Source organism: Occultella gossypii, from assembly GCF_019947135.1.
GTDB classification, from domain to species: Bacteria; Actinomycetota; Actinomycetes; order Actinomycetales; family Beutenbergiaceae; genus Occultella; species Occultella gossypii.
Window position 1 is genome coordinate 320199 of the sequence record NZ_JAGSHT010000002.1, and the last position, 21761, is coordinate 341959.

At 70.0% G+C, this 21761-nt stretch carries 21 protein-coding genes; 14 read left to right on the forward strand and 7 right to left on the reverse strand.

Going from position 1 to position 21761, the window contains the following annotated elements; genetic code table 11:
* Positions 1-44: 44 nt before the first annotated feature.
* On the reverse strand, positions 45-1673 hold the full coding sequence (locus KCQ71_RS02550) for an FAD-dependent oxidoreductase (protein WP_223402505.1): 1629 nt from the start codon (positions 1671-1673) through the stop codon (positions 45-47).
* Positions 1670-2773: a LacI family DNA-binding transcriptional regulator gene (locus KCQ71_RS02555; protein WP_223402507.1), complete on the reverse strand. Its 1104-nt coding sequence runs from the start codon at positions 2771-2773 to the stop codon at positions 1670-1672. The genes KCQ71_RS02550 and KCQ71_RS02555 overlap by 4 nt, the downstream gene beginning before the upstream one ends.
* Before the next feature lie 221 nt (positions 2774-2994).
* On the opposite strand from KCQ71_RS02555, the gene KCQ71_RS02560 reads away from it, so the two are divergent.
* On the forward strand, positions 2995-3456 hold the full coding sequence (locus KCQ71_RS02560; RefSeq protein ID WP_223402509.1) for a hypothetical protein: 462 nt from the start codon (positions 2995-2997) through the stop codon (positions 3454-3456).
* Positions 3457-3494: 38 nt separating this feature from the next.
* On the opposite strand, the gene KCQ71_RS02565 is transcribed toward KCQ71_RS02560, so the two are convergent.
* Positions 3495-4403, reverse strand: a complete 909-nt coding sequence (locus tag KCQ71_RS02565) for a serine hydrolase domain-containing protein (protein WP_223402511.1) — start codon at positions 4401-4403, stop codon at positions 3495-3497.
* Between the two features lie 28 nt (positions 4404-4431).
* Positions 4432-4776 (reverse strand): SHOCT domain-containing protein, encoded by a 345-nt coding sequence (locus KCQ71_RS02570; protein ID WP_223402513.1) that lies wholly within the window; start codon positions 4774-4776, stop codon positions 4432-4434.
* A 136-nt stretch (positions 4777-4912) separates the two neighbouring features.
* Here KCQ71_RS02570 and KCQ71_RS02575 point away from each other — a divergent pair, with 136 nt between their 5' ends.
* The 7 genes from KCQ71_RS02575 (at position 4913) to KCQ71_RS02605 (ending at position 12598) form a co-directional block, all read left to right on the forward strand.
* Positions 4913-6190 (forward strand): amidohydrolase, encoded by a 1278-nt coding sequence (locus tag KCQ71_RS02575; protein WP_223402515.1) that lies wholly within the window; start codon positions 4913-4915, stop codon positions 6188-6190.
* 16 nt (positions 6191-6206) lie between these two features.
* Complete coding sequence (locus tag KCQ71_RS02580) at positions 6207-7298, forward strand: DUF6585 family protein (RefSeq protein ID WP_223402517.1); 1092 nt, start codon at positions 6207-6209, stop codon at positions 7296-7298.
* A 106-nt stretch (positions 7299-7404) separates the two neighbouring features.
* On the forward strand, positions 7405-8412 hold the full coding sequence (locus KCQ71_RS02585) for a siderophore-interacting protein (RefSeq protein WP_223402519.1): 1008 nt from the start codon (positions 7405-7407) through the stop codon (positions 8410-8412).
* Positions 8409-9506 carry a FecCD family ABC transporter permease gene (locus KCQ71_RS02590; RefSeq protein WP_223402521.1) on the forward strand — a complete coding sequence of 366 codons (1098 nt, stop codon included), beginning with the start codon at positions 8409-8411 and terminating at the stop codon, positions 9504-9506. Before KCQ71_RS02585 ends, KCQ71_RS02590 begins: the two co-directional genes overlap by 4 nt.
* Positions 9503-10564 (forward strand): FecCD family ABC transporter permease, encoded by a 1062-nt coding sequence (locus KCQ71_RS02595; protein WP_223402523.1) that lies wholly within the window; start codon positions 9503-9505, stop codon positions 10562-10564. The genes KCQ71_RS02590 and KCQ71_RS02595 overlap by 4 nt, the downstream gene beginning before the upstream one ends.
* Positions 10565-10575: 11 nt before the next feature.
* Positions 10576-11487 (forward strand): ABC transporter ATP-binding protein, encoded by a 912-nt coding sequence (locus KCQ71_RS02600; RefSeq protein ID WP_223402525.1) that lies wholly within the window; start codon positions 10576-10578, stop codon positions 11485-11487.
* An 85-nt stretch (positions 11488-11572) separates the two neighbouring features.
* Positions 11573-12598: an iron-siderophore ABC transporter substrate-binding protein gene (locus tag KCQ71_RS02605; RefSeq protein ID WP_223402527.1), complete on the forward strand. Its 1026-nt coding sequence runs from the start codon at positions 11573-11575 to the stop codon at positions 12596-12598.
* Positions 12599-12679: 81 nt separating this feature from the next.
* Here the strand turns inward: KCQ71_RS02605 and KCQ71_RS02610 are convergent, their stop codons facing one another.
* The gene (locus tag KCQ71_RS02610; RefSeq protein WP_223402528.1) at positions 12680-13390 is read right to left on the reverse strand and encodes a chloramphenicol phosphotransferase CPT family protein; all 711 of its coding nucleotides are present in this window, start codon (positions 13388-13390) and stop codon (positions 12680-12682) included.
* Between the two features lie 265 nt (positions 13391-13655).
* Between KCQ71_RS02610 and KCQ71_RS02615 the strand changes: the two genes are divergently transcribed.
* The 3 genes from KCQ71_RS02615 to KCQ71_RS02625 all read left to right on the forward strand — a co-directional run bounded on the left by KCQ71_RS02615 (position 13656) and on the right by KCQ71_RS02625 (position 17276).
* The gene (locus tag KCQ71_RS02615; protein WP_223402530.1) at positions 13656-15950 is read left to right on the forward strand and encodes an HNH endonuclease signature motif containing protein; all 2295 of its coding nucleotides are present in this window, start codon (positions 13656-13658) and stop codon (positions 15948-15950) included.
* Between the two features lie 88 nt (positions 15951-16038).
* The gene (locus KCQ71_RS02620; RefSeq protein WP_223402533.1) at positions 16039-16683 is read left to right on the forward strand and encodes a nitroreductase family protein; all 645 of its coding nucleotides are present in this window, start codon (positions 16039-16041) and stop codon (positions 16681-16683) included.
* Positions 16684-16826: 143 nt separating this feature from the next.
* A complete protein-coding gene (locus KCQ71_RS02625; protein ID WP_223402534.1) occupies positions 16827-17276 on the forward strand; it encodes a nucleoside deaminase in 450 nt (149 codons plus the stop codon).
* 40 nt (positions 17277-17316) lie between these two features.
* Here the strand turns inward: KCQ71_RS02625 and KCQ71_RS02630 are convergent, their stop codons facing one another.
* The gene (locus KCQ71_RS02630; RefSeq protein ID WP_223402536.1) at positions 17317-17721 is read right to left on the reverse strand and encodes a hypothetical protein; all 405 of its coding nucleotides are present in this window, start codon (positions 17719-17721) and stop codon (positions 17317-17319) included.
* Between the two features lie 297 nt (positions 17722-18018).
* Here KCQ71_RS02630 and KCQ71_RS02635 point away from each other — a divergent pair, with 297 nt between their 5' ends.
* From KCQ71_RS02635 to KCQ71_RS02645, 3 genes are all read left to right on the forward strand, one after another.
* The gene (locus tag KCQ71_RS02635) at positions 18019-18408 is read left to right on the forward strand and encodes an ArsR/SmtB family transcription factor (protein WP_223402538.1); all 390 of its coding nucleotides are present in this window, start codon (positions 18019-18021) and stop codon (positions 18406-18408) included.
* Positions 18405-18875: an SRPBCC family protein gene (locus tag KCQ71_RS02640; protein WP_223402546.1), complete on the forward strand. Its 471-nt coding sequence runs from the start codon at positions 18405-18407 to the stop codon at positions 18873-18875. Before KCQ71_RS02635 ends, KCQ71_RS02640 begins: the two co-directional genes overlap by 4 nt.
* Before the next feature lie 291 nt (positions 18876-19166).
* On the forward strand, positions 19167-19994 hold the full coding sequence (locus tag KCQ71_RS02645; protein ID WP_223402548.1) for a hypothetical protein: 828 nt from the start codon (positions 19167-19169) through the stop codon (positions 19992-19994).
* Between the two features lie 80 nt (positions 19995-20074).
* Here KCQ71_RS02645 and KCQ71_RS02650 read toward each other — a convergent pair whose 3' ends face one another.
* Positions 20075-21574, reverse strand: a complete 1500-nt coding sequence (locus KCQ71_RS02650; protein WP_223402550.1) for an MDR family MFS transporter — start codon at positions 21572-21574, stop codon at positions 20075-20077.
* Between the last annotated feature and the right edge of the window lie 187 nt (positions 21575-21761).

A 21761-nucleotide genomic window follows, 5' to 3' on the forward strand; every position in this document is an offset into this window, starting at 1 on the left:
TGGGGGACTTCGTTGTCAGGACTCTCAGTGGTTCTCGGTGGCGTTCAGTAGGCGTAGACGCCGTCGGGCCAGCTCAGCTCGAAGCCGTCGGCCTCGAGGAGGTGCTGGAAGGCCGCGACGGCGTCAGGGTCGGTGTGCACGTCGGCGGGGGTCAGGCCCTGGCTGAGGCAGTGCGCGGCGAGCATTCCGGCGGCCTCGCCGACGTTCCACTCCACGGGATGCAGCCGGTAGCAGCCGTTGGTGATGTGGGTGACGCCGAGGTTCTTCGCGCCGGCGAGCAGGTTTCCGCCGGCGCGGGGGATCAGCGCGCCGAGCGGGATCTGGAAGGGCGCCGCGGGCACGTCGATGTAGTTGTCACCGCCGGTGGAGGGGTGCAGGTCGATCCGGTACATGCCGACGCCGACGCTGTCGGCGTAGCTGCGGGCGGTGTCCTCGCCGCGGGCGGCGGGGGAGATGTCCTGCTCGGTGACCGTGGTCAGGGCGCGGATGCGACGGCTCTCCCGGTGGTACGGGGCCATCGCGAGGCCGTCCTCGGTGCCCATGACGTCCGGGCGCAGGCGCAGGCCCGGCCAGCCGGCGCCGCCATCGGGCCGCGGTGCCTCGGTCTGCATCCAGTACAGCATCGAGAGGCTGAGCTGGCGGGCGTCTTCCAGCCGGGCGGCGGCGACGTCCTCGGGCACGTCGATCACGGGTGCCTCGAAGTAGTCGATGGACGGCCAGTTCACCAGGGTGATGTCGCTGTCGAACGCGCCCTTGGCGAACATGTCCGCGGCGATGATGCGGCGGAAGGTCCACAGGTTCGTGTCCCCGGGGTTCGTGCTCTGATCGGCGACCACCGCGAGCACGTCGTCGCCGGTGTTGGGCTCGAAGTGCCGGGACGTGATCTCCAGGGTGCGCGGGTGCGGCGCAGTCCAGCTGACCAGCGGTGCGCCCCAGAAGTCCGGCTGCACCGCGCGCCACTTGTCGTACTGCTCGGGCTTGGGGATGGTGTGGTCGGCCCCGGCCTCGTGCTCCACGGCGAAGCAGATGCTCAGTGCCTGGATGTTGTCCGGCTGCGCCTGCTCGGGGGCGCTCGGCTCGCCGGTCTCGGCGCGGGACTCGAACCCGGTCACGTAGTCGATGCCGGCCAGGGGCAGCAGGTCGCCGAGCTCGGTGGCGTCGATGACGTAGTCCGCGCTGACGCGCAGCTGCCGACCGCCGTCGACGGGGGCAAGGGTGACCGTGGAGACGACGCCGTCGACGGCGTCCGCGGCGACCGGGCGGTAGCCGGTGAACAGGCGCAGCTGCCGGCTGGACCGGTACGGGGCGAGCATCTCCTCCAGCACCGCGACGGCGACGCGGGGCTCGTGGCACAGCTTGCTGACCCAGCCTGCGCCGGGGTTGAGGTCGATCCGGGCCGCTGCCTCGTCCGTCAGCGGGTAGGCGCGCCGGTAGTAGTCGCGGATCCCGTCGCGGTACCGGCGGTAGGAGCGGGTGCAGCCGAAGTCCTCGATCCAGGGGTGCTCGTCGAGCGGCACTGCCTGGGACGTGGACTGTCCGCCGATCCAGTCGAACTCCTCGGTGAGGACGACGGTGGCACCGGACCGCGCCGCGGCGAGGGCGGCGGCGACGCCGCCGAGCCCGCCACCGACCACGAGGACCTGGGTGTGTTCGTCCGCAATGTTGCCGCTCATGTGTGGGAGTTCTCCTTGGTGGTGCTTGACGTGGTTGTGGGTGTCGGTGGGGCAGCGATGGTCGAACCGGTGAAGGTCTCGCACGGGATGAAGGCCTGGAGGCCCTGGTCCGGCTCGTCCTCGAGGGGGTCGGGTGGAGTGAGCTGTCGGAGCACGATCCGCAGCGCCTCCGCGCCCATCTCGATACGGGGGATGGTGAAGCCGGCCCAGTCGACGACGCTCGGCTCACGCTCCTCGGGGTCGCCGAGGCGGGCGATGGACAGGTCATCCGGCACCCGTAGGCCATGAGCGAGGGCGGCGCTGTAGACGTGGTGGGCCAGGTCCGAGACCGTGAGCACCGCGGTGATCCCGTGTTCGGCGAGGGTCTCGAAGAACTCCCCGGAGGTCAGGTCCGGGTCCTCGAACGTCACCGGCAGCTGCCCGGCGGCACGCATCGCGCGCCGGTAGCCACGCACCCGGTCCTCGATGGACTCGTGCGGCGGGGTCACGGTGACCATGCCGATCCGCCGGTGCCCGAGCTCCAGGAGCTGGCGGGTGACGATGGCGGTCGCCTCGTCGTAGTCGGCGCCCGCGAACGGGACGGTGACACCGGGGGCGGCGCGGCGGCCGACGAACGCGTACGGGAAGTCCTGGCTGGCCAGGGCGACGAGGTCCTGCGCGTGGGAGTGGCGTCCGAGCAGGACGCAGCCGTCGGCGACCCGAAGCCGGTGGAGCGCGCCGCCGTCGACCAGTGGTCCGCCGTGGTGGGCCGACATGGACGTGAACAGCACCAGGTCGACGCCCCGTTGCTGGGCCTCGCGTTCGACACCCTCGAGGAACGGCTGGTAGAAGTCGCCGGCGCTGCTCGGGAAGACCGGCTCGTACGTGTACACGCCGACGAGTGCGCTCTTGCCACCGGCCAGCCGCTGGGCGATGGGGTTGGCGACGTAACCGGTGCGCTCGATGGCGTCGAGCACCCGGCGGCGGGTGTCGTCGCCGACGCGGTGCTGCGTGATCCCGGTGCCGTTGAGGACCATCGAGACCACGGTCTGGCTCACGCCCGCGAGGCGGGCGACGTCGGCCTGGGTGACGCGGCCACCACCGGAGCGTCGTCGCGCCATGCCTGCACCTCCTTGGACTGGCGCCGCGGGTGCGGCGCTGCCCGAGAGGCAATCCCGTTTTGCGCAAAACTGCAACCACGTGATGTCAGAAGGACGGGTCCGCGCGCAATTGTGACCGTTCTGAGACCATCCGGACTCGGACGACTTTTGCGTATTGCCGCCGGTGACCGGGTGCCTGGACGAACTCGATAGAGTGTCGTCGACGGGGGGAGTCCGGATCGATGACAGAGCACGACGCCACCACGACGCCGCGTCGTCGACGGAAGCTGCGGGTGTTCCTCGGCGTGCTCGTGGTCGCCGCGTTGGTCTGCGCGGCGGTCGGGGTCATCTACGTGAACTGGTCGGGTCCGACTCGCGAGCCCCGCGCGGTGGCCGAGCCCATCAGCGTGACACAGGGTGACCCCTTCGCGTTCGGGGGCTTCCTGTACGAGGCCGACTGGGAGCTCCGGGGAGCGGGCGGGACCCTCACGATCTCCGGCCTGGTGGCGACGAACACCGGGGAGAGCCTCTACTTCCCCGATATCACCGTCACGCTCGAGCAGGGGTCGGGCGCGGTTGCGATGATCACCTGCTCGGGTTCGACCATCAAACCGGGCGAGTCGACGTTCCTCCAGTGCCGCTCCGACGACGATGTGCCTTCCGAGTACGACCGGCTCGTCGTCACCGACGATCACTCCTCCTGACCGCCTCGCCGGCAGCGGTCAGGGGAATTGCGGCGGCCTCACCCCAGCCGCGGCAGCACCTCGTCCCACACCGCTCGGAGCAGGTCGAGCGGAACCTTCTCGTTGTGTGCGGTGATCGTGACCACGGCGCGTTGCGCGGGGAACACGATCGAGAACTGGCCGTACCGGCCGTCGACCCGCCAGACGCCGTCGACCGTGCTCTTCCAGACCTGGTAGCCGTACCCCGCCGTCGCCTCCGGGTCGTCGCCGTGGTGGGAGGTGTCGACGACGTCGGTGTGCATGGCATCGACGTAGTCGGCGGGCACCAGGGCGGTGCCCGCCCACTCGCCGCCCTGGAGCAGCAGCCGGCCGAGGCGGGCGAGTTCGCTCGTGGTCAGATGCAGTCCCTTGGCCGCCTGCGGGAAGCCCAGCGGGCAGCGGAACCACTGCGGCGTGGCGATGTGCAGCGGATCGAAGAGCCGGGGCACCAGGTACTCGCAGAGGTCCTGGCCGCTGACCGCGTGGATGATCCGGCCGAGCATGTACGTGGAGGCGTTCGAGTACTCGAACAGTTCGCCGGGCGCCCGCACCGGCTCTGTGGCGAGCCATGTCGCGGCGACGTCGGTCGGTGAGTCGTCCGGCAACTCGAACCAGTTGAACGGGTTGCCCGAGGACATCTGAAGCAGGTCCCGCACCGTGATCGACTCGTTGCCGGCGGCGGTCGGGACACCGCCGAAGTAGCCGGCGACGGCGTCGTCGAGTTCCAGCAGCCCCTCGCCCCGGGCGATCCCGATCGCGAGCGCGGTGAACGTCTTGGATCCGGAATAGATGTTCACCCGGTCATCGGCGCGGAACCGGTGCTCGACCGGCTCGTGGCCCTCCCGGTGGACATGGATGCCGTACGCGCCGAGGTGCTGCTCGGCGTTGCGGAGGCGGAAGCCGGTCAGGAGGTTCGCGTCAGCGGTCACGGCGACCATTGTGGCGGAGGAGCCTCGCTCAGCCCAAGCGGCGGACCTCCGCCTGATACTCCTCCTCGGTGAGCAGACCGTCCTTGCGCATCTGCGCCAGCTCCCGCAGAGCGACGAGGCGCTTCTCCGGATCGATCGCGCCCGGCGACGAGGCCGATCCGGCGGCGCCGGCCGCACCCGGCCCGGCCGGGCGGTCGCCATAGGTCCCGGAATACGGGTGCGGCCCGGTGCCGGGGTACTGCGGTCCGGGTCCGACGGTCGGCGGGTTTCCGCGCTGGGACGAGCGGGCCGACGCGATGACGACCACGGCCAGGCCGACGGCCATGGCGAGGATGATCACGATGAAGAGCACGTGCCACAGTTGGGGGCGCATCTGCTCACCGTAGAGCCACTGTGCGTGGTTCGGGCGCCACCGTGCCGTTCATCGTGCCGGATGTTTGACTGGCAGGTGACTGGCAGCTGAGAGGCACTGCCGGGGCCGACGACCGCCCGCATTCCGAGGAGTCCACATGAGCACACCGGCAGGCACGGCGACCGTGCTCGCCGCCCAGCCCGGCCTACGCGAGTGGCAGGAGGACCTGTACCGGGACCTGCACGCGCATCCGGAGCTGAGCCACTTCGAGGTCAGGACCGCGCAGAAGGCGGCGGCGCTGCTGCGCGCGGACGGCTTCGAGGTGCACGACGGCGTGGGTGGCACGGGCGTCGTCGGCGTCCTTCGCAACGGGGACGGCCCCGTGGTCCTGGTGCGTGCGGACATGGACGGCCTGCCGATCGCCGAGGCGACCGGCCTCGACTACGCGAGCACCGCCGTCGTCACGGACGCCGACGGCCACGCGGTCCCGGTGATGCACGGCTGCGGTCACGACGTGCACGTCGCCTGCCTCGCGGGCGCGGCGCGGCTGCTCGCCGGCGCGCGGGAGGCGTGGCGGGGCACGCTCGTGGCGCTCTACCAGCCGGCCGAGGAGCTGGGCGAGGGCGCGCAGGCCATGGTCGACGACGGACTCGCCGCGTTGATCCCGACGCCCGACGTCGCGCTGGGCCAGCATGTGCTCGCCTACCCGGCCGGGACGATCGGGCCACACGCCGGGCCGTTCCTCTCGCTCGCACAGAGCATCCGGATCACCGTGTACGGGCGGGGGGCGCACGGGTCGATGCCGCACCTGTCCGTCGACCCCGCCGTGCTGGTCGCCGCGATCGTGCTGCGGCTGCAGGGCGTGGTCGCTCGCGAGGTGACGCCGGGGGAGTTCGCGGTGCTCACGGTCGGACGGATGAGCGTCGGCTCGAAGAGCAACATCATCGACGACCGCGGCGTCCTCGACCTGAACCTGCGCGCCTACGACGGGGCCGTTCGGGACCAGCTCGTGAGTGCGATCGAGCGGATCGTGCGCGCCGAGTGCGCGGCGTCCGGCTCGCCCCGCGAGCCGGAGTTCGAGGCCCACGCGGGCTACCCACTCACCGACAACGACGCGGAGGCGACCACCCGCGTGACCGAGGCGTTCCGCGCCCACTTCGCGGACGCCGTCGGCGACTACGGCAGGCAGACCGCCAGTGAGGACTTCTCGAACGTGCCGCGCGCACTGGGCGTGCCGTACACGTTCTGGGGGTTCGGTGGCGTCGATCCGGGGGTCGCGCGCACGGCCGCCGAACGGGGCGAGCCGGTGCCGAGCAACCACTCGCCGATGTTCGCACCGGCGATCCGGCCCACGCTCGAGACCGGGACCGCCGCGGTGGTGGTCGCGGCCCTGGCGTGGTTGGGCGTGGACGGTGGGTTCGGGAGCGTGGTCTGATCAGTATCATGCCGCGGTGACCACGAACGAGCAGAGCCCGACCGCCGCGGACGCGGGGCAGCCCGAACGCCCCAAGGACCCGTTGGCCGTCTTCCGCAGATTTCCGACCGGCCTGGTGGTCTTCCTCGGCCTGATCGGCGCGGGTGGCGTGGCGCTGTTCCTCGCCAACAACGCCAAGGAGGTCGTGGCTCGGTGCGGCAACGAGGTGATGGTCGCCGGTGACATCTGCGAGACCAGGTCGCGTCGGAGTTTCAACACCACCACCTGGACCTATGAGGAGCGGCTGGCCTTCGCCGAGGCCCAGAACCAGGGGGCGATCGTCGCCGGCCTGGTGGTTGTCCTGATCGCCGTGATCGCGATCGCTGCGGTGGTCACCAGGTGGCGCCGCGACGTCGCGGTGGCCAACCAGCTCGCGAGCCAGGAGGCGCCGCTGACCGCCTTCGCCGACTCGACTGGGGTCGGGACGGGCTTCCTCACGCTGGTGGCCGGGCTACTCGGCGGTTTCGGTGCGTTCCTGGCCGTCGGTGCCTCCGGCAGCAAGGGCAGCCCCGTGGTCGGCCTCGTACTCGGTGGGCTCATGCTGGTCGCCGCGCTCGGGGTCCTCTGGGTCGGCCGGCCGAAGGGCTGCACCCTCGTCTGGGCCTACCCATCGGCGGTGCGCGTGGTGACCGAGAGCCGGGTCCACGACGTGCCCTGGCAGGACATGCAGTATTTGGCCACGCTCGGCAAGGACCGCAGCGAGTGGCTGTCCTGGGCCGGCCGCAAGAGCAGCCTGGGCATTCAGGACAAGGAGTTCTTCGCCGTCATGCAACGCACCATCAATGGTGCGGCCGCCGCCAGCGTGCGGCAGCGCTTCGAGGCGGGCGAGACGATCGACTTCGGCGACGTCAAGGTCAGCAGCAGCGCCATCGTCCTCAAGAAGAAGCAGTTCCCCGTGTCGGACATCCGCGGCATCACCGTGATGCGGGACAAGAACGGCACCTACTACGAGTTCCGTGACCAGCAGATCAAGGTGGCGGGGTCCGTGGGTGTGCAGACGGTGGCCAACTCGGACGTGCTGTTCGATCTCCTCGCCAAGCGCCTGAACATCACCTTCCTGAACAACTGACGGGCACAGTGGGGTCGGCGGAGTTGGGTCCAGCCTGCCTCGCGACCGTCCCGGAGTGAATTAGCCAACATGGACGGCACGTATCTCGCGGTGCTTTACTTAGGCAATGCTCACCTCTCCTACCGATGTCGACGCGCGCCCGGACGTCGTCAAGGATGACCGCCCCGCCTACCGTCCGTTCGCGGTGCGGGTGGCGAACATCCGCCAGTTGAGCCCGCACTTCCTCCGGTTGACCTTCACCGGCCCGGACGCGGAGTGGTTCGGCACCGATCGCCAGGACCAGCGGATCAAGGTCCTGATCCCGGACGAGAACGGTCACATCAGCGAGGTCGGCGCCGAGGATCCCGAGGTCATCCTCGGCGGCACTTGGTACGAGATGTGGCGCGCCCTGCCCGAGGAGGGCAGGTCTCCGTTCCGTACCTACACCGTCCGCGACGTCCGCCCGGAGCAGGGCGAGTTCGACGTGGACATGGTCGCCCACGGCGATGCCGGACCTGCCTCGCGCTGGCTCGGCCGCGTGCAGATCGGGGACCGGCTCGTGATCGTCGGACCGGATTCCCGGTCGAAGGACTCCGCGGTCGGCGCCGACTGGGCCCCGGGCACCGCCTCCGAACTCCTGCTCGCCGGAGACGAGACCGCCGCACCCGCGATCTGCTCCATCCTGGAGACCCTCCCGGCCGGACGGACCGCGCGCGCCTTCATCGAGGTGCCGACGCAAGGCGACGCGCTGGACGTCGACCTGCCCGAGGGGGCCACGATCACCTGGCTCGCACGGGAGCAGCACGATCACGGTCACCTGCTCGTGCCCGCCGTGAGCGCCTGGGTGCAGGCGAACGCCGCGGTCACCGGCGACTCGCTCGCCGTGGTCCCGCAGGCGCTGGACGACGTGGACGTCGACTCCGAGCTGCTCTGGGACTCGCCGGTGCTCCAGGTCCAGGCCATCGACGCGTGCGGCCGGGGCGAGCGGTGCGGTTCGGACTTCTACGCGTGGTTCGCGGGTGAGGCATCCGTGATCAAGAACCTGCGGCGGATCCTGGTCTCCGACGTCGGCGTCTGCCGTCGGCGGGTGGCCTTCATGGGGTACTGGCGTCAGGGCCGCGCAGAGGGCCAGTGAGTACGACCCACGCCAAGCCCACCGCTCGACCGGACACCCCGGACGTCGCCGAGGCGACGCCGGCTCCGCCGAGCGCGATGAGCCGCACCCGCGGGACCCGCCTGCTCGGCCTGGCGGCCGCCGTCGGGCTCCTCGCGCTGACCGTCGCGGCCAGCCTCGCGTTCGGCAACCGGGACATCCCGCTCGACGTGGTGTACGCCGCGCTCACGGACCGGGCGCCCGGGGACGTGCTGCACAACATCGTCTGGGACCAGCGGCTGCCGCGGACCTTCGTCGGGCTCCTGGTCGGCGCGGCGCTCGGTGTCGCAGGCACGCTGATGCAGGGCATCACCCGCAACCCCCTCGCCGACCCCGGCCTGCTCGGCGTGAACGCCGGGGCATCGCTGTTCGTCGCGCTGGCGATCAGTGTCCTCGGCATCACCAGCCCGTCCGGGTACGTCTGGTTCGCGTTCGCCGGGGCGGCCGCGGCGGCCGCGGTGGTCTACGCGATCGGGGCGATCGGACGGGAGGGTGCGACGCCGGTCAAGCTTGCCCTCGCCGGTACCGCGCTGACGGCTGGGATCACCTCGATCATCACCCTGATCCTGATCTCCAGCACGGAGACCACGAACGCGTTCCGGTTCTGGCAGGTGGGTTCGCTCGCCTCCCGGGGGACCGGGACCTGGGGCCTGTCCTGGATGTTGCTCGTGCTGCTCGCCATCGGCCTCGCCCTGGCGCTGCTGTCCGGACGCGCCCTGAACCTGCTGGCGATGGGTGACGACCTCGCCCGCGGGCTGGGCGCGAACCTCGGCCTCGCCCGCGGTGTCGCGGCCGTCTCGATCGTGCTGCTCGCGGGGACTGCGACGGCGTTGGCCGGGCCGATCGTGTTCGTCGGGCTGGTGGTGCCGCACATGATCCGCCCGCTCATCGGTGGGGACTACCGCTGGATCCTCGTGTACTCGCTGTTCGTCGGGCCGGCGCTGCTGCTAGCCGCGGACGTGGTCGGCCGCGTCATCGCCCGCCCGGGCGAACTCGAGGCGGGCCTGGTCGTCGCGCTGGTCGGCGCCCCGGTAATGATCGCGATCGTGCGCCGAGTGAAACTGGCCGGGCTATGAGCCGCGTCGAGCAGGTCACCAGGATCCCCGCACCGCCGGGCGTGCTGCGCGCAGCCCGTGCGCAGGCCGCCACGCGGGTGCGCACCGTCACGGTGGTCCTGATCGGCCTGGCCGTGGCGATCGCTCTGCTGACCCTCGTCTGGGACGGCCACGCCTCAGATCTGTGGAACCAGTTCCTCGGGATCTTCGGCGCCGGCAACGGCGACGGCGCTTTCACGATCACCAAGCTGCGCCTGCCTCGGGTGGTCCTGTCCATCTTGGTGGGCGTGGCGTTCGGCCTCTCCGGCGCGCTGTTCCAGTCCGTGCTGCGCAACCCGCTGGCCAGCCCGGACATCATCGGCATCAGCGGGGGAGCGAGCCTCGCGGCCGCGTTCGGGCTGCTCGTGCTCGGGGCCGGCGGCATCGCGTTGTCGGCGTTCGCGTTCATGGGCGCCATCGTGGTGGCGGCCGCGATCTACCTGCTCGCCTGGCGGGACGGGGTGTCCGGATACCGGTTCGTCCTCATCGGGGTCGGCATCGCGTTCGCCGTGAACGCCGGGATCGGCTACCTACTCACCCGGTCCGAGGTCAACGACGTGCGCTCGGCGCTGGTGTGGATGGTCGGCAGCATCGGGACACCGCCCTGGCGGGACATCGCGGTCCTGGCCGTCGGGATGCTCGTACTCGTGCCGCTGGTGGCCGTGACCGTCGGGCGGCTGCGGATCCTGCAGCTCGGCGACGAGACCGCCGGCGGGCTCGGCGTCTCGCCGGAGCGGGCCAGGCTCGCGGTGCTCGCCGTGGCCGTCGGCCTGGCTGCCGTCGCGACGGCGTTCGCCGGTCCGGTCGCGTTCGTCGCCTTCGTCTCCGCGCCGATCGCCCGTCGACTGCTGCCGACGGCGGGGCTCGCCCTGGTCCCGTCGGCGCTGGTCGGGACGGTGGTCGTGCTGGCAGCCGAGTTCACCGCGCAGAACGTGCTCGGCGCGCTCGAGGTGCCCGTCGGCATCGTCACCGGCGTCATCGGCGCGCCCTACCTGCTGTGGCTGCTGGCCACCTCGAACCGTGGAGGACGCGGAGCGTGAGCATTCTCAACATGACCACAGATCAGGGTGCGGCCGGCGACGGCACGCACGGGCCGCCGTCGGGCAGGGAGCAGGGGAGCGAGCCGAAGGCGGAGCACACCCTGCTCGCCCAGGGCCTGTCCCTGGCGTACGACGGCGCGCCCGTGGTGCACGACCTCGACCTGGAGATCCCGGCCGGCAGGATCACCGTGATCGTGGGCGGCAACGGCTGCGGCAAATCCACCCTGCTCCGGGGGATCGCCCGGCTGCTGCGACCGACGGCCGGTGCCGTGCTGCTCGACGGCACGGCCGTGCACGGCCGGCCGGCCAAGGACGTCGCCAGGATCATCGGGATCCTGCCGCAGAGCCCCACTGCGCCGGAGGGCATCACAGTCGCGGACCTCGTCGGCCGTGGGCGCTACCCGCATCAGGGCTGGTTCCGGCAGTGGACGTCGACCGATGACGCCGTGGTGACCGCCGCACTGGTGGCGACGGACACCCTGGAGCTCGCCGCGCGGCGCGTCGAGGAGCTCTCCGGTGGACAGGCGCAGCGGGTCTGGATCGCGATGGCGCTCGCCCAGGACCCGGACATCCTGCTCCTGGACGAGCCCACCACGTTCCTGGACGTGACGCATCAGCTCGAGGTGCTCGACCTGTTGCACGAGCTGAACCGGACCCGGGGCGCGACCGTGGTGATGGTGCTGCACGACCTCAACCTCGCGGCCCGGTACGCCGATCACCTGGTCGTGATGCAGGCGGGGCAGGTGCAGGCGATCGGCTCTCCTGCCGACGTGCTGACGCCAGAGCTCGTCGCGGCGGCATTCAACCTGCGGGCCCGGATCGTTCCCGATCCCGTGTGCGGCTCGCCGATGGTGGTGCCGATCGGTCGCTTCCACGGCAGTGACCCGGATCCGGTTTTGCCAGCACGCGAAGGCGCGTCTTAGGATAGGCAAGCCTAAGCGATTTGATCTCGATATGGTGCCCCTCCGGACGCCATCGCCCCCACACCCAATCTTTCTGAGGAGTCCCGTGTCTCGACGCCCGATCTACCTGGTGGCCGCCGCCACCCTGACCACCCTCGCGCTCGCCGCGTGCTCCGGCGGCGACGGGGGCGGCGACGACCCGACCGACGGCGGCAGCGCAGCCGGCGGGGACTGGGAGAACGTCACCATCGAGCACGCACTCGGCACCACGGAGATCACCGAGGCACCCGAGAACGTCGTGACGCTCGGCTGGGGCTCCACCGAGGCCGCGCTGGCACTCGGCGTGGTCCCCGCGGGCATCGAGGCGCAGACCTACGCCGTCAACGACGAGGGCCTGCTGCCCTGGGTCGCGGAGACGCTGGACGAGCAGGGCGCCTCGCCGACGATCATCCCGGCGACGGTGGAGGAGCCGGCGTACGAGGACATCGACGACCTGAACCCGGACCTGATCCTCGCGCCGTACTCGGGGATCACGCAGGAGCAGTACGACCTGCTCAGCGAGATCGCGCCGACGGTGGCCTACCCGGACGCGCCGTGGACGACCCCCTGGCGCGAGCTGATCACGATCGTCGGCCAGTCCCTCGGTCTCGACGAGGAGGCCGCGACGGTCATCTCGGACCTGGACGCCGAGGTCGCCGCGGTGGCGCAGGCGCATCCGGAGCTCGAGGGGATCACGGTTGCGGCGGTCTGGGACATCGGTGGCACGTTCTACGTCTACAAGCCGGCGGACTCGCGCGTGGACTTCCTGCTCGACCTCGGCCTGGTCAGTGCGCCGTCCGTCGAGGCACTGGACTCCGGCGGTGAGACGTTCGTGTACTCCCTGTCCTACGAGCAGACCGACCAGCTCGACGCCCAGCTCATCGTGAACTACGCGTCGACCGAGACCGAGGTCGAGACGTTCCTGGCCCAGTCCTATGCCCAGGCGATCCCGGCCGTGCAGGCCGGCGCGATCGCGAACATCACCGGCGACGCTCTCATCGCGGCGATGTCCCCGCCGACCGCACTGTCCCTGACCTGGGGCCTCGAGGACTACGCAACGACCATCAGTGAGGCCGCCGCGAACGTGCAGTAGCACCGCAACGGTGGTAGCGGGTCTCGGCTGTTCGGGGGAACGGCCGGGGCCCGCTTCCGCGTTCCCGTGGGCTGTCGCGGGTCAGGACAGGTCGAAGAATGCCGACGGCGGTGGTGGGGTCGACGGGTCTTGTCCGGTCCGTGCGTGCGCGGTCCGAAGGTGCGCCTCGATCCGCTCGGCGCACTCCTGTGGAGTGAGTCGGGAGGTGTCCACCTCGAGGTCGTAACGTCCGGGGGAGTGGACCGCGCGCTCCCAGCGCGTCACCGGGTCGTCGGCGCAGGTGCCCTTCGTGCCGGCGGTCACATTGGCTGCAGCGGGCGAGCCGGCGGCACCGCTCTCACCGCGGCCGCTGGCCACGCCGGCCACGCCGACGACACCGGTGCCGCCCCACGTGTCCCGACGACGCTGGCGCACGACGTCCACCGGGCAGCGCACGCCCACGTAGAGCACAGGCAGGCCCTGCAGGATTTCGGCCGCCTCGTGTTGGACCCCGAGGGGCGCGGAGTAGTCGTCGTGAAGGCCCACGTCGGTGACCACGTTCAGGCCCTGCTGGAGGTGCGCCGCGATCGACGCGAACATCGCGCGATAGGCGGCCACGACGTAGGGCTCCAGATCCGGCCGCTCACCTCCGGGCCGCAACCCGATGCCGGGCTGGCGACTCGCGGGCGTGGCGGTCTGAAACACGTCGACGCCGAGATTGAGCCACTCGCCATCGCAGCTCTCCTGGATCGCGCGCGCGATCGATGACTTTCCGGACCTGGGAACGCCATTGAGGATGACGACCGTGCTCATCGGAACCTTGCCGCATTGCGGGCCATAGCCCCAAGGTACGACATCCGCGCAGGCTCCCGTTCAGCGCTGTGGATCGACTGGCATCGGGGTGTCCCGGAGTTTGGTTTTGGATGGTTGGGACTGGCTGATGTCCCTGTATCCACAACGGAAATCGGGGTTCTTGCGCTGTCGGTGGAGCGTCCTAGAGTGGAGGTCAAGCAGTCAAACATACGTACGGAACGGTAGGCGTTTCGGACCCGAAACTTCGATGGGGAGGTGAGCACACATGGACGACACCACAACCACCACCGGTGGCCCCGGTACCCCTGGCAGCAGCGGCGGTGGCGCGGGCACCGGCGGTGGCCCGTCGGGGGCGGATGTGGCGCTCGCGTCCCGGATGCACCTGTCCCTGGCGGAGTTGATGGCCGGGTCGTTGGATGACCAGCTCATCGCGATCGAGGCCATCACCCAGTCCATCGCTACCGCTGATCCTGTTGCCGAGTCCGACCGGTACGGGTCCCGGTTCCTGGGCCACGCAGCACTACGGACCCACCTGATCACGCAGGCGTTGACCGGTGCCCAACTGGACTGGATGGGCGCCGAGGCCGAGGCCGGGACCTGGGACACCAGCAAGGGGTTTCGTACCTACCCGCACTACGTGGCCAAGACCTACGGCATCAGCGGTGCCAACGCCCGCCGCATGTCCACCCTGGCCACCGGTCTACGCAACAGCCTGCCCGCGACCCGCACGTGGCTGCGGACCGGGCAGATCGGCCTCGACCAGGCCCAGATCCTGCTCAAGGCCACCACCACCCAAGCCGCGGTCGACGGCCTCCAGTACCCCGCCACCCCCACCGACCCCGGCGCGCGCGACACCGGCACGACAGCCACCGATGCCACCGACGGCACCGCGGGCAGCGACGGGACGGACCTCACCGCGGCGAGTGGGGACGCCGGGAACACCGAGGGACCCGGTGCCGGTGAGGGTGGTGCCGGTTCGGCCGACGGCACCGTCCCGGTCGACGAGAGCGCCACCGACACTGCCGACGCCAGCGACGGGACCGACCCCACCGATACCTCCTCCGACGCCGTGGGTGGCACCGACACCACCGGCGCTGCTGGCGCGGGTGGTGGTCGGGTGCAGACGGTGGAGGAGTTCCTGCTGAGTAATGCCGCCACCCGGTCTCCGGAGGACCTGCGCAGGCTGGTCGATCACTTCGTCGCGATCGCCGACCCGGACGCCACCGACAAGGCGCACCGGGCTGCGGCCGACCGTGAGTTCTTGAATATCGACCGGACCATGGACGGCTATCACGTGGCCGGGTTCATGACCATCGAACACGGCCAGTACGTCCGCACGGCTCTGGAGGCGATCATGGGCAAGCCCGCCGCAGGTGAGACCCGCACCTCCGGCCAGCGCCGCGCCCAAGCGCTCAGCGACCTCGCCCACATGATGTTGGACCAGGGCAAGGTCGGCACCTCCGGATCCGTGCGCCCCCACCTCGGCGTCCTGATCAGCTACCCCGAATTCCTCGACGCCATCAACACCACCGACACCACCGACACCGCCAACGCAGCCGAAGCCGCGGAAGCAGCCGAGGAAGCAGTAGTTGACGAGGTACCCGGCGGAGCGGATGTGACCAGCCCGACGGCACCCCCGCGGCCGATCACCGACCCCCTGCCCGGCCTGGACACCACCGACCCGACCGACCCCAGCCCCCGCAGCGACGCCGGCCCGGCCGGCCCGGCCGCGACTGGCAAGGCGGCCACCCCGGCCCCGGCGAACGAGCCCGGCTCTCCCACGCAAGCACCCACCACGCCGACCGGGCCCAACACAGCAGATGCCACCGGGCCGACGAGCGACACGAGCACACCTGCGGAAGTACCCACCCTGCCGCGCCCAGGAGCGCCTGTAGACCTGGCAGGCGAGCCGGACGCTTCCGCGCAAGCCCCATCAAGCACGTCGGACAGGACCGGTGTGCCCGACTGCCAGTCGCCGCCCGTCGGGCCACTGGGCCAACCCACCACCGGCACCGGCACCGATAGCACCGCTGTGCCCCGCACCGACAGCACCGCCCTGCCCGGTGCGACCGGCACCGCTGCGCCCGGTGTCAACGGCACCGCTCTGCCCGGCACCGGGCGGGACTGGGCCGCCCTGCTCGCCGCGGGACCGGCGACGTTCATCGACAACACCGGCCCCGTCCCTCGCGACCTGCTCGACCGGATCATCGGCTGCGCCGGCGAGATCTACCGCATCATCTTCGGACCCGACAACGAAATCCTCAACCACGGCCGCGCCCACCGCCTCTTCACCGCCGCCCAACGCCGAGCCCACGTCGCCCGCGACCGCCACTGCGTCCACCCCGACTGCACCGTCCCACCCGAACGCTGCGAATCACACCACAGCACCCACTGGGCCAACGGCGGCAACACCGACCTCCACGACGGCGCCCTGCTCTGCTACTACCACCACGACTGGATCCACACCCACAACATCACCATGACCAGACGCCACGGGAAGTGGCACTTCTACAAGCCCGACGGCACCGAGATCCTCCCCACCCGAAACCCCTGGAACTGAGTATGAGCGGGCGTCAGAGGTTGTCGGCAAGCCGCAAGGCCGCTCGTCGATCAACGGCGCATCCACGCGACGGGGCATGATCGTGGCCATGGAGTTCTCAGAGGTGGTTCGCCGCCGCAGGATGGTGCGGTCCTTCACGGACGAGGCGATACCGGCCGAGGCGATCGAGACGATGCTGTCGAACGCGGTCCGGGCTCCGAGCGCCGGTTTCAGCCAGGGATGGGCGTTCCTCGTGCTCGACAGCCCGGACGAAATCGCAAGCTTCTGGCGCGTGACCACCCCGCCGGAGCGTGCGGTTGACTCAAGCGCCTGGCTGAGGGGCATGCGGACGGCGCCGGTGATCATCGTGCCGATGAGCTCGGAGTCGATCTACCGGGATCGGTACGAGGAGCGGAACAAGGGCGCCACGCCCCGGGACGAGCAACAATGGGCGGCACCGTACTGGCACATCGACACCGGCATGGCGTCGCTGCTGATCCTGCAGACCGCGGTCGACCTCGGTCTCGGAGCGTGCTTCTTCGGGATCCCGAAGACCCAGCACCAGGCTTTCCAGAACGCTTTCGGCGCACCGGCGACGTTCGAACCGATCGGAGCTATCGCCGTCGGCCATCCCGCCCCTGACGACCGACTCGGACTGTCGGCCCGAACTCGAAGGCGCCATCCACTCGCCGACGTCGTACACCGCGGCCGTTGGCAGTCGTCAGCGGACTTCAGCGCGGACTCTCGCAGCTAGGACTGGGGACCGTCGGTGCTGTGGTGCCGTCGATCCGGGCGCGTCGAGTCCGCATCGTTGCGTCATCGCCGTAGCGTCAGATCCGAGAAGTGATCGCACCGGACCTGCCCGGTCCGAGCGATCCCGCCTGCGAACGGAGCGTCATGGCGCTATCAGATGCCGAGGGTCTCAGCCTCGCGCTCGGGGAGGCACGAGCCGGACGCGCCGAGGGTGGCATCCCGATCGGCGCGACGCTCATCGCCGACGGCAAGGTCCTCGCCGTCGGCCGCAACCGGCGCGTCCAGCTCGGCAGCTCCATTCGGCATGGCGAGACCGACTGTCTGGAGAACGCCGGCCGGTTGCCGGCGACCGTCTACCAGCGAGCGACCATGGTGACCACGCTGTCGCCATGCGACATGTGCACCGGAGCAATCCTGCTCTACGGCATCCCACGGGTGGTCATCGGGGAGAACCGCACGTTCCTGGGGGGCGAGGATCTCCTGCGCGCCCGTGGCGTGGAGGTGGTGATTCTCGACGACCCGTCCTGCGTCGCGATGATGACGGATTTCATCGCCGCCGAGCCCGCGCTGTGGAACGAGGACATCGGCGAATGATGCCTCCGTCACTGGCCCGGCTGCGGAGCCCGGTGATGGTTCAGCGCAGGCCGGTCGTGGGCACGTCGACCGAGCCGTCGCTCGCCGTCGAGATGGCCTCGACGATGGTGTGCACCGGGGTGTCCAGGGCACCGGCGTCGATGACGACGCCACGTTCCTGCCAGCGTCGCCACCGCGCACGTTCGCGGAAGGATCGAGCGGAGCCTGGAGTTCTTGCCGTGACGCCGTCGGACAGCTGCAGCACCATCGCCGGAGTGCGCAGCCAACCCCGACCCGACTGGACCTCGACCGCTTCGATCGTGTGCCACGAAACGTGGAGCGGCGGATTGCTCAGCTCGATGCCGGTCCCGCGGATCACGAGGACGGGGCGTCCCCGGTTCCGGGACAGCCAGGCCTTGAGGGTAGTCACGAGCATCACGAAGACGGCCAGGCTCAGGACGAGCACGCCGACTCCGAGCGGTTGGTGTCCCCGGATAACCAGACCGACTCCAACGCCGACCCAGGCCACCAGGACGACGCCCAGGAGGCTTACCCGTGGACGGTAGGTCGCGATGACTGCCGCTGGCACGTTGTGCACGACGAGGTCCGTCCACGGCCCGGGATGGGACTGCCGGTCGGACGGCGACGGCGACGGCTGGTTCACGACGTGTCCTCCGAAGGTCGGCGACGGAGCGAGATTGACCACACCTCCGAGAAAGCGTATCGTAGTCAACGAATCGATTGATCAACGAGAGATTTGACGATGAGTGCTCGCGAGGACCGCCTGAACCGAGGCTTCATGGCCCTGGCCGATCCGGTCCGTCGTCAGATCATCGCTCGACTGAGTACCGGCCCGGCCACGGTGAACGATCTGGCCGCACCGTTCGAGATCAGCAAGCAGGCGATCTCCAAGCACATCCAGGTGCTGGAGCAGGCGGGTCTCGTGACCCGCACCCGGGACGCCCAGCGTCGTCCCGTGCACCTGGACGCCGCGGCGCTGGAGCAGCTCACGGCGTGGATCGACCGCTACCGCCTGCTCCACGAGCAGCAGTTCCGGGCACTCGACGCGGTGCTCGCCGCCAGCGAACGGACCACAGGCGCCGCCGCAGGACGCACGACCGCACAGCCCACATCCGAATTGGAGGAATCATGAGCAATGCAACCACCATCAGCGCACCCGCCGGCGTTCCCTTCATCGAGATCACTAGGGAGTTCGACGCACCCGTCGAGGCCGTCTATCGCGCCCACGCCGAACCGGATCTCGTCAAACAGTGGCTCGGGCCCCGCGGGTACGAGATGACGATCGACCGGTTCGACCTGAGCTCCGGTGGCGGGTACGCCTACACCCACGTCAACGGCGCCGAGGAGTACCGCTTCCGTGGCGTCTTCCACACCGCGCGCGAGAACGAACTCATCATCCAGACGTTCGAGTACGAGGGGTTCCCGGACACGGTCAGTATCGAATCGATGACCTTTGAGGCGCTCGAGGGTGGTCGCACCCGGCTCACCGGCCGCAGCGTCTATCCGACCCAGGAGGCCCGCGACGGCATGGTCGAGTCGGGGATGGAGTCCGGGGTCAACGACGGCTATGAACGACTCGACGAGCTTCTGGCCGGCTGACGGACGAGGGCTTGGCATCTAGTCGGAGTTGACCAGGGGTGCGGACAAGGGCCGGCGGCTCCGATGGCGAATCAGCCCGGCTGCGCCGTCGCGGATCGCGAATCAGCCCGGCGCCGGCGGCTCCACCGCCGCTGATGCGGGCGGCGAGATGAGACCACCCGCAACCGGCTGACGACACCCAGGAGGTCGGTTCGCGGGCAGCCGAACCTCCCGGATCGCTTACGCTGACAGGGCGCCCCAGCCACGAACGGCTGGGGCCTTCGCACCCGCCCTCCCAACCCTGGAGATCAGATGTTCCTGCTCGGCCCCGGTCCCATCCCAGCCACGTCGGAGGAGCTCAGCCAGCGCCTGACGGCGGGCCTGAGCGAGCTCATGGGCCTGGGCGAGGATGCCCCGATCAGGGTTGCGGCAACGCTCGCAGACGATGGGTCAGTGCCCAGCGTGCGGATCGACCTCAGCGGCGCCCGGATCCGCACCAGGGGCTCCGACCGTGGCGAGCCGACGTTCACCGACCGCCAGGCCACGGTCCTCGGTGACCTGCAGATCCAAGGGTCACCGATCACCGCCGAGGGGGTCCCGTTGACCGCCTCCGCACAGGTCCGCGACCTCCCGGTGGCGTGGCGCCACACGACCGAGGGCATCCTGTGGCTCTGGCCGGACGAGGACGCCGAGCGGGAGATCGCCCCGGAGGGTCATGCCGAGGCCACCGCGGTCATCGCGGACGTGACGGCGGCCCTGAAGGCGCGTGGGGCCGATGCCCTCGCACGCCGAGGTTTCACACTCAAGGACCTGACCCTGGACGTCCAGGCGACCTCCCCGAAGTCCGCGACCCTGCGCGCCGAGGCCACCGTCGGAAAGTCGATCCTGTCTGCCAAGGCGGTCCTGACCGGCGAGGCGGCGTTCGACGGCACGTCCCGGATGACGGTGCGGAACCTGAAGCTGACCAGTGGGAACCCCTTGGTCGCAGCGCTGCTGTCGGTCGCGAAGCGCTACACCGACGAATGGGACGGACGCACGGTCGACCTGTCCCAGTACGCCTTCGCGGGGGCCCGGGTGCGTGACGTGTCGATCAGCACCGAGGGTGGCGTCGTGCGCCTGAACGCGACCGCGGGAGCCTGACCGCGAACTGCTTCACTCTGGAACACCGACGGCGAGCGGAGGCGCGAAGCCACCACTCGCCGTCGGCTCCAGAGACGCCGTCAGTGGACGGCGACCGGTGCTTCGTGCGCCTCGTCCGACGCCTTCTCGGGCTCGTCCGGTCGACGGACGAACAGTGCGGCGACGATCACGACCAGCGAGAGCACGGCGCCGCACGTGAACGCGGTCTGGGTCCCGACGGCGGTCGCGTGCACCTCGCTGGCTCCGCCGTCCAGTGCGTTCACCTGAGCGACCGTCATCAGCACCACGAACAGGGCGGTGCCGGCCGCGCCGGCGAACTGCTGCAGCGTGCCGAGCACGGCGCTGCCGTGTGAGTACAGGCTCGGACGGAGCGAACCGAGGGCCGTGGTGAACAGCGGCGTGAACATGAGCCCCAGCCCGAGACTGAGCACGACGTGCGCCGCGAGCACCATGCCCAGAGGGGAGTGCTCGGTGAGCAGGGTCATCGACCACAGCGCTCCTGAGACGACCACTGCACCCGGCACCACCAGCGGCCGGGGGCCGTACCGGTCGTACAGTCGGCCGACGACCGGCCCGAGCAGGCCCATCGCGAGACCGCCCGGCAGGAGCATCAGGCCGACGGTGACGGTCTCGAGGCTGAGTACGTTCTGCAGGTACAGCGGCAGCAGGATGATCGTGCCGAACAGGGACATCATGAGCAGCGCCATCATGGTCAGGGAGACCGCGTAGCTGCGGGACTTGAACACACGCAGATCGAGCAGGGCTCGGTCATCACGTTGTAGGTACAACTGACGCAGGACGAAGAACACCAACGCCACGGCGCCACCACCGATGGGGATCGCGAGCGGGATCGGCGGCGCGTGCCGGGCGGCCTCACCAAGTCCGCTGAGGCCGAAGATCAGGCCACCGAAGGCGAACGCCGCCAGGACCACGGAAAGGATGTCGAGCGGCACGGGCTTCGGGGTGGAGACGTTCGGCACCCGCAGGGCACCGAGCACGAGCGCTGCGACGGCGATCGGCAGCACCAGCCAGAACAGCCACTTCCAGGGCAGGACTGACAGCACCAGGCCGGAGATCGCGGGGCCGACCGCCGGGGCGACGGCCATGACGATCGAGACGTTCCCCATGGTGCGCCCGCGTAGCGCCGGCGGCACCACGGTCATCAGCGTGGTCATCAGGAGCGGCATCATCATCGCGGTACCGCTGGCCTGGACGACGCGGCCCATGATCAGAAGCCCGAAGGTCGGCGAGATGGCAGCGATCAGGGTGCCCGCACTGAACAGAGTCATCGCGGCCAGGAAGATCGGGCGCGTGTTGAACCGCTGCATCAGATAGCCGGTGATCGGGATGACGACGGCCATGGTGAGCAGGAACGAGGTCGACAGCCACTGGCCGGTCGAGGCCTCGATGTGCAGATCCTCCATGATGTTCGGGATCGCCACCGACATGATCGTCTCGTTCAGGATGACGACGAACGAGGAGACGAGCAGCAGCGTGATCACCAGGCGGGTGGATGGTGCGAGCCGTTCCGGTGCCCCGGGCGGAGCGTGCAGTGGGGGAGTCTGGGCAGTTTCAGGCATGGCGAATCCAGTCGATCGACGTGTCCGGGGCGGGAGTTGAGTCTGCGTCATCAACACCGCTCAATCCAAGAACATTTCCGGACCGATGAACTTTATTTTCGGACCTCGACCGCTCCCGCCGGACGCCGACACCCGACCTTCGGACGGTGACTTTGGTCCGGTACGAACAACAGACGCAACCGTGCCC

Excerpts from the sequence above, each read along its gene's own strand:
- KCQ71_RS02550 (WP_223402505.1), bottom strand. The coding sequence starts at position 1,673 with ATGAGCGGCAACATTGCGGACGAACACACCCAGGTCCTCGTGGTCGGT.
- KCQ71_RS02555 (WP_223402507.1), bottom strand. The coding sequence starts at position 2,773 with ATGGCGCGACGACGCTCCGGTGGTGGCCGCGTCACCCAGGCCGACGTC.
- KCQ71_RS02560 (WP_223402509.1), top strand. The coding sequence starts at position 2,995 with ATGACAGAGCACGACGCCACCACGACGCCGCGTCGTCGACGGAAGCTG.
- KCQ71_RS02570 (WP_223402513.1), bottom strand. The coding sequence starts at position 4,776 with ATGCGCCCCCAACTGTGGCACGTGCTCTTCATCGTGATCATCCTCGCC.
- KCQ71_RS02575 (WP_223402515.1), top strand. The coding sequence starts at position 4,913 with ATGAGCACACCGGCAGGCACGGCGACCGTGCTCGCCGCCCAGCCCGGC.
- KCQ71_RS02585 (WP_223402519.1), top strand. The coding sequence starts at position 7,405 with ATGCTCACCTCTCCTACCGATGTCGACGCGCGCCCGGACGTCGTCAAG.
- KCQ71_RS02595 (WP_223402523.1), top strand. The coding sequence starts at position 9,503 with ATGAGCCGCGTCGAGCAGGTCACCAGGATCCCCGCACCGCCGGGCGTG.
- KCQ71_RS02600 (WP_223402525.1), top strand. The coding sequence starts at position 10,576 with ATGACCACAGATCAGGGTGCGGCCGGCGACGGCACGCACGGGCCGCCG.
- KCQ71_RS02610 (WP_223402528.1), bottom strand. The coding sequence starts at position 13,390 with ATGAGCACGGTCGTCATCCTCAATGGCGTTCCCAGGTCCGGAAAGTCA.
- KCQ71_RS02615 (WP_223402530.1), top strand. The coding sequence starts at position 13,656 with ATGGACGACACCACAACCACCACCGGTGGCCCCGGTACCCCTGGCAGC.
- KCQ71_RS02620 (WP_223402533.1), top strand. The coding sequence starts at position 16,039 with ATGGAGTTCTCAGAGGTGGTTCGCCGCCGCAGGATGGTGCGGTCCTTC.
- KCQ71_RS02625 (WP_223402534.1), top strand. The coding sequence starts at position 16,827 with ATGGCGCTATCAGATGCCGAGGGTCTCAGCCTCGCGCTCGGGGAGGCA.
- KCQ71_RS02635 (WP_223402538.1), top strand. The coding sequence starts at position 18,019 with ATGAGTGCTCGCGAGGACCGCCTGAACCGAGGCTTCATGGCCCTGGCC.
- KCQ71_RS02640 (WP_223402546.1), top strand. The coding sequence starts at position 18,405 with ATGAGCAATGCAACCACCATCAGCGCACCCGCCGGCGTTCCCTTCATC.
- KCQ71_RS02645 (WP_223402548.1), top strand. The coding sequence starts at position 19,167 with ATGTTCCTGCTCGGCCCCGGTCCCATCCCAGCCACGTCGGAGGAGCTC.
- KCQ71_RS02650 (WP_223402550.1), bottom strand. The coding sequence starts at position 21,574 with ATGCCTGAAACTGCCCAGACTCCCCCACTGCACGCTCCGCCCGGGGCA.